The organism is Mesorhizobium sp. M2A.F.Ca.ET.037.01.1.1, assembly GCF_003998075.1.
Classification (GTDB): Bacteria; Pseudomonadota; Alphaproteobacteria; order Rhizobiales; family Rhizobiaceae; genus Mesorhizobium.
The window spans coordinates 1-9,929 of record NZ_RZSA01000132.1 but is presented as its reverse complement, the minus strand read 5'-3'; the positions used below and the strand labels follow the sequence as shown (position 1 = coordinate 9,929).

The following is a 9,929-nucleotide window of genomic DNA, read 5'->3' as shown; positions in this document are numbered from 1 at the left end:
CATTGACGCTGAGCGTTCAGAAACGCCGCGAAAAGCAGAAGGCTGAGCTTCGCTCCGAGCTGGTCGCGGCAGCTCACAAGCTTGTTCAGGAGGAGGGCTACGAAGGCCTGACCATCCGCAAGCTTGCCAAGCGCGTCGGCTATGCGCCCATGTCGGTCTATTCCTATTTCGCCGATAAGCAGGACATCCTGTTCGCGCTCGCCGAGGACGCTTTCGAAACGCTCGCCCGTCGCATCGAGGAACACCCCGCCGACGATCCGATCGAGGCGCTCAAGGCGGTGATGACCGAATATGCCGCTTTCGGCCTTGGCAATCCAAACGAATACCGCACCGTCTTCATGACCGAGAAGACCCGGCTGCCCGAGGGCCGCAGCTACGAGGACATGGAAGCGGGCAACCCCGCCATGAAGGTGCTGATCAAGCGGGTCGAGGCCTGCGTGGCCGCCGGCAAGCTCAAGGGCGATCCGCGCGCTATCGCCACCATGCTGTGGACCGTCGGCCACGGCACGATTTCGCTGCTGATCACCTTCCCCTTCTATCCGTTCGGTGATCCGCAGGCGTATGTGAAGCGGATGTGCGACTTCATGCTGGCCTCATTGTCGGTGCAGGATATCCCCTCGCTGACCGAAACACCCGTCAACTGCTGACCGCCGGTTGCGGCGCTTTTCCCTGATAGCCCATCGCCTGGATTCGCGCCGACGAATTCTTACGTTCAAGAAAATTTATCGTACACGTACAAATTCCCTCTTGAATTCAGTTTCCGTTAACCGTATTTGTACGCTATATCGTACATGTACGACTGGAGACGGAAAATGAAGAAGATCATCCTCACCCTGGCTGCCGTTCTGGCTTTCTCGGGCGCCGCCTTTGCCGGCGCGAGCCAGCCGGCCAAGCATGCCCCGGCTGCTTGCACCCAGACCAATGCCAATGTGACCCTCGATTGCACCGCCACCGGTTCGGTCGATAAGGCGGACACCGCCAAGACCCAGCCGAAGAGCCCGAAGCTTGGCATCGACGTAAACCCTTGGTTCGTGCCCGGCCTGTAAGCGCCACTGGTAAGATTTCATACGAAAACGGGCGGCACTTGGCCGCCCTTTTTCGTTTTGCCTATAGCCTCGAGCGATCGGCCCAGGCTTATTTCTTGCGCGGTTTCGTTCCTGGCACGGCCTTGGCCGGCTTTGCCGGCCTGCCGGGGATGGAAGTGCTCGTGATCGACACCGGGTCGCTGGCCGGAAACGTGTCCTCGAGGCCTTCCTCGAGTTCTTCTTCCTCGATCTCGTGCCTTTCATGCTCCAGCGAGCGGACGGCCGGAGTCTTCTTGGGCGATTTCGGCGCGGTTTTGGACGGCATCGGCAATCTCCTCGATAAGCAGTTCCAGGAAAAGTGCGCAGCGGTTTTCCGTCCGGAACTGCTTCAGAGCAATATTTTGAGCGATTGGGCGTCTTGCCAAACGCTCAATCGCTCGAATCGTGGAAACGAGGCGGACCGGCGATGGTTCCTCGCACCAATTGCTGCGAGGATCAGTTCGCCGCGTCGCTCGCCGCTTCCGACAGCAAAGTAAAGACATAGTCCGAGAAGGAACGCCAGCATTCCACGCGGAACGCATCGGCTGCGGTGCGCAGCAGCACGATCTCGGATTTGCCGAGAATGGTGCGCGAGGCAGCACCCACCGGAAAAACCTCGAGCGACAGGTCTTGCGGACAGCCCGAATTGACCGTCGCCGCGGCAGCAGGCCCGGAAACCGAAATCCCGACATTGCGATGCGAGATGCCGACCGCCGAATGCAGCGCCGTCACCTTGGCGCAGTCGGCGAGCGGATCGTTGCCGGCCTCGTCGATGACCAGCCATTCGTCCGGGCCGAGCCACAGCGCCGTGCGCCCGTCCTTCGTCGCCGAGCTCTTCGGCTTGACCGGCAGCGTCACGCCGAGCGCCTTGGAGAGCGCGGCGAGCGAAGCCTGTGGCGCGCGCAGCGAGATGCGTTCGGCCGGCGGCAACATCTCCACCTTCACGCAGGGCGCCGACAACGTGCGGCCGGCAAGCGCGGGACGCCGTTCGACGGAAGCGGATGCAGCAGCTTTTGTCTTGGCAGCAGCCTTAGCCATTGAGGCGTTCTCCCTTCTCGTCGACGAACACCATACCGGTGACTTCCACCTCGATCGTGCCGTTCGGCATCGGCACATAGAGCGTCTCAACCATGCGATCGCGGCCGCCGGCAACCAGCGCCAGCGCGATGGAACGGCCGCAATTCTCCGACCAGTAGCTGGAGGTGACGTGGCCAATCATCTTCATCGGGATCGGCTGCTTCGGATCCGCGACAATCTGCGCGCCCTCTTCCAGCACGACTTTCGGGTCCTTGGTCTTCAGCCCGACAAGCTGCTTGCGGCCCTTGGCCACCAGGTCCGGCCGGGTCAGGCCGCGAATGCCGACGAAGTCGGTCTTCTTCTTGCCGACCGCCCAGTCGAGCCCGGCATCGTTCGGCGTCACCGTGCCGTCGGTGTCCTGGCCGACGATGATATAGCCCTTCTCGGCGCGCAGCACGTGCATCGTCTCGGTGCCGTAGGCGGTCGCGCCATGCTTCTGCCCTTCGGCCCACAGCGCTTCCCAGACCGCCTCGCCGTAGTCGGCCGGTACGTTGACCTCGAAACCGCGCTCGCCGGTGAAGGACATGCGGAACAGCCTTGTCGGCACGCCGCAGATCTTGCCCTCGCGCACCGACATATGCGGCATCGCCTCGTCCGACATGTCGATGCCTTCGACCAGCGGCGCGATGATGTCGCGCGACTTGGGCCCCTGCACCGCGATCACCGCCCATTGCTCGGTGATCGAGGTCAGCCAGACATTGAGATGCGGGAACTCGGTCTGGAGGTAATCCTCCATATGGTTCATGACGCGCGGCGCGCCACCGGTCGTCGTCGTCACATGGAAACGGTCCGGTGCCAGTCGACCGACGACGCCGTCGTCATAGATGAAGCCGTCCTCGCGCAGCATGATACCGTAGCGGCAGCGGCCAGTTTCCAGCTTCTCCCACGGATTGGTGTAGAGCAGCTCCATGAATTTCGCCGCGTCGGACCCGACCACCTCGATCTTGCCGAGCGTCGAGGCGTCGAACAGGCCGCCCACCTTGCGCACCGTCACGCATTCGCGGTTGACGGCGGCGTGCATGTCCTCGCCCGCCTTGGGGAAATACCAGGCGCGCTTCCAGTGGCCGACATCCTCGAACACCGCACCTTGGCGTACCGCCCAGCAATGCGTCGCCGTGCGCCGGGTCGGGTCGAACAGCGCGCCGCGCGCGTGCCCGACGATCGAACCGAAAGTGACCGGCGTATAGGGCGCGCGGAACGTGGTGAGGCCGACCTGCGGGATCGGCTTGCCGAGTTCCTCTGCGGCGATCGCCAGGCCATGCATGTTGGACGTCTTGCCCTGGTCGGTCGCCATGCCATTAGTGGTGAAGCGCTTGACGTGCTCGATGGAGCGCATGCCTTCATGCACCGCCTGGCGGATGTCCTTGGCGGTGACGTCGTTCTGGAAATCGACGAAGGCCTTGACCGTGGTGCCTTGCCCGGCGCCGGGGGCAGCGCCCAGCATGCCGCGCGACCAGCTCTCGCCGGCATCGACCTTTGGCTTGGCGCCTTTTCCGGCCTTGCCGCCGGCTTCCTTCGCCGCCTTGGCGCCGGCCGCATAGGCCTCGTCTACCGTCGCGTCCAGCCCGTCCGTGCCGTTGCAGGCGCCGACCGAGACGCAATCCTGCGCGTAGGTGCCGGGCACGAAGCGCTTGGTCTCGTCGTTGAAGGCGACCTTGCCGCGCGACTGCGAGAACAGATGCACCGACGGCGTCCAGCCGGCCGACATCAGGATCGCGTCGACCGGGATGGTGCGTCCGCCGCCGCCATTCTTCGGCTGCACGGTCATGGACGACACGCGCAATTTGCCGCCGGCGCTCACCACCGCGCGGCCGAAATTGATCTCGATGCCGAGCGCCCTCGCCTCGTCGATCACCGGCCCCGACGGATTGTCGCGCAGGTCGACGATGGCCGCGATGTTGACGCCGGCCTTTTTGAGATCGATCGCCGCAGCGTAAGCGGAATCATTGGCCGTATAGACGCCGACATTCCTGCCCACCGCGACGCCATAGTGGTTGAGATAGGTGCGCGCCGCCGAAGCCAGCATGACGCCCGGACGGTCGTTGTTGGCGAACACCATATGGCGCTCGATGGCGCCGGTGGCGATGACGACGCGATTGGCGCGCACCTGCCACAGGCGTTCGCGCGCCAGGTCGTGGCCGGGATTCTTCAGGTGATCACTGACCCGCTCTACCAAGCCGACGAAGTTTTGCGCGTAATAGCCGAAAGCCGTGGTGCGGGAGAGCACCCGCACATTGTCCATCGCCTTGAGCCTGGCGATCGCGGCTTGCGCCCAGGCATAGCCATTCTCGCCCTCGATTTTGGCGCCGCTCTCGAAGCGCAGGCTGCCGCCGAATTCGGCCTGCTCGTCGGCGAGGATCACCCGCACGCCCGTTTCGGCGGCGGCAAGGGCAGCTGCAATGCCGGCAGCGCCCCCGCCCAACACCAGCACCTCGCAATGCGCGTAGCGCGCGGCATAGTGGTCCGGGTCCGGCTTGTCCGGAGAAACGCCAAGGCCGGCCGCGGCGCGGATCTTCGGCTCGTAAAGGCTCTTCCAAGCGGCCTTCGGCCACATGAAGGTCTTGTAGTAGAAGCCGGCCGAAAATAGCGGCGAGGCGATGTCATTGACGGCGCCGACGTCGAAGGAAAGCGACGGCCAGCGGTTCTGCGAATGGGCGGTCAGCCCGTCATAGAGCTCCTGGACAGTGGCGCGCACATTCGGCGTCTTGCGAGCATCGTCCCGCACGATCTGCACCAGCGCGTTCGGCTCTTCCGCGCCGGCCGACAGGACGCCGCGGGGCCGATGGTATTTGAACGATCGCCCGACCAGATGCACGCCGTTGGCGAGCAGCGCCGAGGCGAGCGTGTCGCCCTCGATGCCGACATAGGACTTGTCGTCGAAACTGAAGGAGGCGGTCTTCGCCTGGCTGAGGCGACCGGCGCCGGAAATGCGGAACATGGCGTTCATTTCGCGGCTCCGGGCAGCTTCGCGGGCTTCGGCTCGCCGGCCTTGTAGGTCATGACGAACTTGTCGGTGACGGTGTCGCGCACGGCGTTGAAGAAGCGCGCGCAGCCATGGATGTGGCGCCAGCGCTCATAGATGACGCCCTTCGGGTTCGCGCGGATGAAGAAGAATTTCTCGAAATCGTCGTCGCTCTCGGCGGCAATGTTCGTCGGGCGCGCGATATGCGCCTCGCCGGCATTGCGGAACTCGAGTTCCGGGCGCTCTTCCTCGCAATAGGGACAGCGGATGAGAAGCATCTGGGTGATCCTAAAACTTGCCGTGACCGACGCGCGCGTCGGCCTGTTGATCGCAATGCGACTGAGCCATCATCAGTGCGCCACCGCCGCCGCCGCGGCCTCGTCGATGAGGCGTCCGGTGCGGAAGCGCTCGAGGGTGAAAGGCGCGTTGATCGGGTGCGGCTCGTCCTTCGCGATCGTGTGCGCGAAGACATTGCCCGAGCCGGGCGTCGCCTTGAAGCCGCCGGTGCCCCAGCCGCAATTGACGTAAAGCCCCTTGACCGGTGTTTTCGCCAGGATCGGCGAGCGGTCGGGCGTGACGTCGACGATGCCGCCCCAGGAGCGCAGCATCTTCATGCGGGTGAAGATCGGGAACATCTCGCAGATGGCGTCCAGCGTGTGCTGCAATATGTGCAGGCCGCCGGTCTGCGAATAGGAGACATACTGGTCGGTGCCGGCGCCGATGACGAGCTCGCCCTTGTCGGACTGGGAGATATAGGCATGCACGGTGTTGGACATCACCACGCAGGGCACCACCGGCTTGACCGGCTCCGACACCAGCGCTTGCAGCGGATAGCTTTCGAGCGGCATGCGCACGCCGGCCATGTTCATGATGACCGAGGAATGGCCGGCCGCCACCACGCCGACCTTCTTGGCGCCGATGAAGCCGCGCGTCGTCTCCACGCCGCTGACAGCGCCGTTCGCCGCCCGCTTGATGCCCGTGACCTCGCAGTTCTGGATGATGTGCACGCCGCGCGCCGAAGCGCCGCGCGCATAGCCCCACGCCACCGCGTCATGGCGCGCCGTGCCGCCGCGCCGCTGCAACGCGGCGCCCATTACCGGATAGCGCGCTTCCTTGGAGATGTTGAGCGGCGGGCAGAATGCCTTCGCCTCTTCCGGCGTCAGCCATTCATTGTCGATGCCGTTGAGGCGGTTGGCGTGGATATGGCGCTTGAACACCTGCACGTCATGCACGTTGTGCGCCAGCATCATGACGCCGCGCGCCGAATACATGACGTTGTAGTTGAGCTCTTGGCTCAATCCATCCCACAGCTTCAGCGCACGGTCGTAGATGCCGGCGCTTTCATCATAGAGATAGTTGGAGCGGATGATTGTGGTGTTGCGACCAGTGTTGCCGCCGCCGAGCCAGCCCTTTTCCAGCACCGCGATGTTGGTGATGCCGTGCTCGCTCGCCAGGTAATAGGCCGTCGCCAGGCCGTGCCCGCCGGCGCCGACGATGATGACGTCGTATTCCTTCTTCGGCTCGGGCGAGGTCCACTGCTCTTTCCAGCCCTTGTGGCCGCGCATCGCCTCGCGGGCGATGGCGAATACCGAATATTTCTTCACGTTATAGCCTCGCGCCAAAAATCGCGGATGTCGTCCGCCCGTCACGCGAGGAGTATCACTAGCGAAACCGCGATGTCATCCTTGCGCTGTTTGCGACGGCGCTTGCCGCTTTGCGCCATGCCGAAAGGATGGCGTCCGGGCTGGTAGCCGCGGCCGCGATCGGCCATACCGGCTGCTCCGAGACCTACAGGATCAATATGGGCAACGCCTGGTGGAATCTGACCCTGCGCTTTCTGCTGGAACTTGCTGCGCTGCTCGGGCTCGGCATGGCAGGCTGGAGCCTGTCCGAAGGATGGTGGCGCTGGCTCTTCGCCTTGGCCTTGCCGCTTGTTGCGGCTGCACTGTGGGGAACCTTCGCGGTTCCTGACGACCCAAGCCGGTCAGGCCGCGCGCCGGTTCCTGTGCCGGGCGCGGCGCGGTTGGCGCTGGAACTCGTCATCCTGTTCGGCGGCGCCGCCGGATTCTATCTGGTCGGTCATGCGGCCGCGGGCATCGTCATGGCCCTGCTGATCGCCCTCACCTACGCCTTCTCCCTGGACCGGCTGGGCTGGCTGTTGCGGCAGTAGGGGCAACAGCAGCCTTTGCCGCGGCCGAAGCCGGACGCTTCGATCAACCGGACGTGATCCGTGAGGCGGACGGCGGGCACACTCATCCGCTGAAATATCGCGATACGGCCTTGCATTTCGGCCCGTTTTGACGATTTTCGTTTCCCGTCGAAATCGGACCGGAACGATGCTGCTGATCAGGACCTATGTTGCGCAGAGCGCCATCGAGGGCGTCGGTGTCTTCGCTGCCGAGCCGATCCGCAAAGGTGCTTCGATCTGGCGGCTCGATCCCGATTTCGACCGCCTGATTCCGATGGAAAAATATGAAGCGGCATCCCCTCATCTGAGGGAACTGCTCGACCGCTATGCCTATCCGAGCCCGGACAAGCCCGGCTTCATGGTCTATGAGGTCGACAATGGCCGCTTCATGAACCACTCCGAGCGGCCGAACACGGATTTCTCGCAATATGGCGGCGCCACCGCCATTCGCGACATCGCCGCCGGCGAGGAAATCACCTGCGATTACGGCGAGTTTTTCGAGGATTTCGCACGCCTCCATCTGGCGGCGGTGGAAGATTGAATCGCGGCCTAGCGCACTGCTCCGGTTTTTGATCGCGCTTTCCCGCAATCAGCGGTGGACATCCCGGCCTGATTCTGCTATCAGCCGCCACAATTCGCGGTGCAACTCGCCGCGGAGGCATCTCGGCTATTGCCGATTGCCTAACGATTTCAAACCCGAAGACAGGATTGCCCGTGCAGGTACTCGTCCGCGACAACAACGTTGATCAGGCGCTTCGCGCGCTGAAGAAGAAAATGCAGCGCGAAGGTATCTTCCGTGAAATGAAGATGCGCGGTCACTACGAGAAGCCGTCCGAGAAGCGTGCCCGCGAGAAGGCGGAAGCCGTGCGCCGCGCCCGCAAGCTGGCCCGCAAGCGCGCCCAGCGCGAAGGCCTGCTGCCGATGACCCCGCGTCCGGCTCCGGCCGGTGCTGGTGGCGCGCCGCGTTCGCCGCGCTCATAACGCCTATTTTTCGTCCTTTTCGAAGGATACCGAAGGTGGCGCGATGCGGAATCGCCGCCACCTTTTTGTTTATAGATTCGAGCCGGTCGGAGAGGGAACGGACTGACGGCGCTGCGGCAGTGAGGACAAAGATGAACGCTATTACCGTGGAGCGTGGAACCGGTTTTCGCGGCTTCGCCCTGACGGCGGCCCTGCTTTCGGGTCTGATGCTTGCAGCATGCCAGACGGCCCCGACAGGTGAGTTCAACTCGATCGACAAGGCGCAAGGCTCAAGCGAGAACATCTCCTCGCTCTCGGCGGTCATTCAGCGCAATCCGCAGGATCCCGAGGGCTATAATGTGCGCGGCTCGGCCTATGGCCGCGGCGGCCAGTACCAGGCGGCGCTCAAGGACTTCAACCAGGCCATCCAGCTCAATCCGAACTTCTACCAGGCCTACTCGAATCGCGCGCTGATTCAGCGTTTCCTCGGCAATCAGGAAGCCGCTCTGGCCGACTACAACCGCTCGATCCAGATCAACGCCAACTACGATGCCGCCTATATCGGCCGCGGCAATCTCTACCGTAAGGCGGGCCGCACCCAGGATGCCTTCAACGACTTCCAGAAGGCGATCCAGCTCGACACCACGGATGCGCGCGCCTACCACAATCGCGGTCTGATCTATCAGAGCCAGGGCCAGCACAAATTCGCCATCGAGGACTTCTCGACCGCCATCTCGCTGGCGCCGGACGCCGCCGAGCCCTACAACGGCCGCGGCCTCTCCTATCTTGCGACAGGCGACGAGGACAACGCCTTCTCCGACTTCAACATGGCCATCAAGCTCGACGGCAAGAATGCCGAGGCCTGGGCCAACCAGGCGCTGATCTACGAGCGCCGTGGCGACAAGGTCAGGGCCGCCAAGTCCTACCGCGAGGCGATCCACCTCGACCCGAACTACCAGCCGGCCAAGGACGGCCTGTCGCGCACCGGCGGCAACGCCAGCTGAAGCCTGTAACGGAAGGGCATCTCGCGCCAGGCGCGGTCGCCGCCGGCGGCCGCAGTGTTGCGCCGTGGCGACGCCGATAGCGATCCGTTAACCGCCCAGGGCAGTGCGTTAACCTTTGCCATGTTCGCGCCAAGTTTTCGGCGGAACGCTCCTTGCACCTCGACCGTTTAAGCCGGGGCCAAGATTTTCGCGAAAGGACCTTTCCAATGATCAAATCCCTTGCCTGTGCCGCTGCCGCGCTTGCCGCCACGGTCCTCGCTTCCCCAGTCAGCGCCGGCACGCTCCGGCTCGGCACGCTCGATTGCACGATCGACGGCGGCGTCGGCTATGTCATCACGTCCAACAAGGGCGTGTCCTGCACCTTCCGTCCCTATCATCACGATCCGGCCGAGCAGTACACCGGCATGATCTCCAAGCTCGGCGTCGACATCGGCCAGACGCATCAGGGCCAGCTGGTCTGGGCGGTGCTCGGCGCCACGCGCCATCATGAGGCGGGCGACCTCGCCGGCAGCTATTACGGCGTCAACGCCGAGGCTTCCGTCGTGACCGGCGGCGGCGCCAATCTCCTGGTCGGCGGCCTCGACGGCGCCTTCATGCTGGAGCCGCTCAGCGTGCAGGCGCAGACCGGCGTCAACCTGGCCGTCGCGGTGGCGTCGCTGGACCTCGTCCACTCC

The 9,929-nt window shown here is 64.0% G+C and carries 13 protein-coding genes; 7 read left to right on the top strand and 6 right to left on the bottom strand.

Features of this window, described 5'->3' with window-relative positions:
• The first annotated feature begins 2 nt into the window (after nucleotides 1-2).
• Both EOA27_RS09460 and EOA27_RS09455 read left to right on the top strand, forming a co-directional pair.
• Nucleotides 3-647, top strand: a complete 645-nt coding sequence (locus EOA27_RS09460; RefSeq protein WP_126081418.1) for a TetR/AcrR family transcriptional regulator — start codon at nucleotides 3-5, stop codon at nucleotides 645-647.
• 165 nt (nucleotides 648-812) lie between these two features.
• Entirely contained in the window at nucleotides 813-1,046 is a 234-nt protein-coding gene (locus EOA27_RS09455; RefSeq protein WP_126081417.1) for a DUF680 domain-containing protein, read from the top strand.
• An 88-nt stretch (nucleotides 1,047-1,134) separates the two neighbouring features.
• Here the strand turns inward: EOA27_RS09455 and EOA27_RS09450 are convergent, their stop codons facing one another.
• The 6 genes from EOA27_RS09450 to EOA27_RS42945 form a co-directional block, all read right to left on the bottom strand.
• Nucleotides 1,135-1,350 carry a hypothetical protein gene (locus tag EOA27_RS09450; protein ID WP_126081416.1) on the bottom strand — a complete coding sequence of 72 codons (216 nt, stop codon included), beginning with the start codon at nucleotides 1,348-1,350 and terminating at the stop codon, nucleotides 1,135-1,137.
• Between the two features lie 170 nt (nucleotides 1,351-1,520).
• Nucleotides 1,521-2,102, bottom strand: coding sequence for a sarcosine oxidase subunit gamma (locus tag EOA27_RS09445; RefSeq protein WP_126081415.1), 582 nt, complete (start codon nucleotides 2,100-2,102; stop codon nucleotides 1,521-1,523).
• Complete coding sequence (locus EOA27_RS09440; RefSeq protein WP_126081414.1) at nucleotides 2,095-5,088, bottom strand: sarcosine oxidase subunit alpha; 2,994 nt, start codon at nucleotides 5,086-5,088, stop codon at nucleotides 2,095-2,097. Before EOA27_RS09440 ends, EOA27_RS09445 begins: the two co-directional genes overlap by 8 nt.
• Complete coding sequence (locus tag EOA27_RS09435; protein ID WP_112126462.1) at nucleotides 5,085-5,381, bottom strand: sarcosine oxidase subunit delta; 297 nt, start codon at nucleotides 5,379-5,381, stop codon at nucleotides 5,085-5,087. The genes EOA27_RS09440 and EOA27_RS09435 overlap by 4 nt, the downstream gene beginning before the upstream one ends.
• 72 nt (nucleotides 5,382-5,453) lie before the next feature.
• The gene (locus EOA27_RS09430; protein ID WP_126081413.1) at nucleotides 5,454-6,707 is read right to left on the bottom strand and encodes a sarcosine oxidase subunit beta; all 1,254 of its coding nucleotides are present in this window, start codon (nucleotides 6,705-6,707) and stop codon (nucleotides 5,454-5,456) included.
• A 41-nt stretch (nucleotides 6,708-6,748) separates the two neighbouring features.
• On the bottom strand, nucleotides 6,749-6,874 hold the full coding sequence (locus tag EOA27_RS42945) for a hypothetical protein (RefSeq protein ID WP_281059018.1): 126 nt from the start codon (nucleotides 6,872-6,874) through the stop codon (nucleotides 6,749-6,751).
• Between the two features lie 30 nt (nucleotides 6,875-6,904).
• On the opposite strand from EOA27_RS42945, the gene EOA27_RS09425 reads away from it, so the two are divergent.
• From EOA27_RS09425 to EOA27_RS09405, 5 genes are all read left to right on the top strand, one after another.
• Entirely contained in the window at nucleotides 6,905-7,273 is a 369-nt protein-coding gene (locus tag EOA27_RS09425; RefSeq protein ID WP_126081412.1) for a YrdB family protein, read from the top strand.
• Between the two features lie 166 nt (nucleotides 7,274-7,439).
• The gene (locus tag EOA27_RS09420; protein WP_126081411.1) at nucleotides 7,440-7,832 is read left to right on the top strand and encodes an SET domain-containing protein-lysine N-methyltransferase; all 393 of its coding nucleotides are present in this window, start codon (nucleotides 7,440-7,442) and stop codon (nucleotides 7,830-7,832) included.
• A gap of 173 nt (nucleotides 7,833-8,005) precedes the next feature.
• Nucleotides 8,006-8,272, top strand: a complete 267-nt coding sequence (gene rpsU, locus EOA27_RS09415) for a 30S ribosomal protein S21 (protein WP_042639546.1) — start codon at nucleotides 8,006-8,008, stop codon at nucleotides 8,270-8,272.
• Between the two features lie 131 nt (nucleotides 8,273-8,403).
• A complete protein-coding gene (locus tag EOA27_RS09410; RefSeq protein ID WP_126081410.1) occupies nucleotides 8,404-9,255 on the top strand; it encodes a tetratricopeptide repeat protein in 852 nt (283 codons plus the stop codon).
• 206 nt (nucleotides 9,256-9,461) lie between these two features.
• The coding region (locus EOA27_RS09405) for a DUF992 domain-containing protein (RefSeq protein ID WP_145970302.1) at nucleotides 9,462-9,929 on the top strand (468 nt) is incomplete at its 3' end.

What these genes read in the sequence shown, in the direction of transcription:
- EOA27_RS09455 (WP_126081417.1), top strand. Translation starts at nt 813, where the DNA reads ATGAAGAAGATCATCCTCACCCTGGCTGCCGTTCTGGCTTTCTCGGGC.
- EOA27_RS09450 (WP_126081416.1), bottom strand. Translation starts at nt 1,350, where the DNA reads ATGCCGTCCAAAACCGCGCCGAAATCGCCCAAGAAGACTCCGGCCGTC.
- EOA27_RS09445 (WP_126081415.1), bottom strand. Translation starts at nt 2,102, where the DNA reads ATGGCTAAGGCTGCTGCCAAGACAAAAGCTGCTGCATCCGCTTCCGTC.
- EOA27_RS09440 (WP_126081414.1), bottom strand. Translation starts at nt 5,088, where the DNA reads ATGAACGCCATGTTCCGCATTTCCGGCGCCGGTCGCCTCAGCCAGGCG.
- EOA27_RS09435 (WP_112126462.1), bottom strand. Translation starts at nt 5,381, where the DNA reads ATGCTTCTCATCCGCTGTCCCTATTGCGAGGAAGAGCGCCCGGAACTC.
- EOA27_RS42945 (WP_281059018.1), bottom strand. Translation starts at nt 6,874, where the DNA reads ATGGCCGATCGCGGCCGCGGCTACCAGCCCGGACGCCATCCTTTCGGC.
- EOA27_RS09425 (WP_126081412.1), top strand. Translation starts at nt 6,905, where the DNA reads ATGGGCAACGCCTGGTGGAATCTGACCCTGCGCTTTCTGCTGGAACTT.
- EOA27_RS09420 (WP_126081411.1), top strand. Translation starts at nt 7,440, where the DNA reads ATGCTGCTGATCAGGACCTATGTTGCGCAGAGCGCCATCGAGGGCGTC.
- EOA27_RS09410 (WP_126081410.1), top strand. Translation starts at nt 8,404, where the DNA reads ATGAACGCTATTACCGTGGAGCGTGGAACCGGTTTTCGCGGCTTCGCC.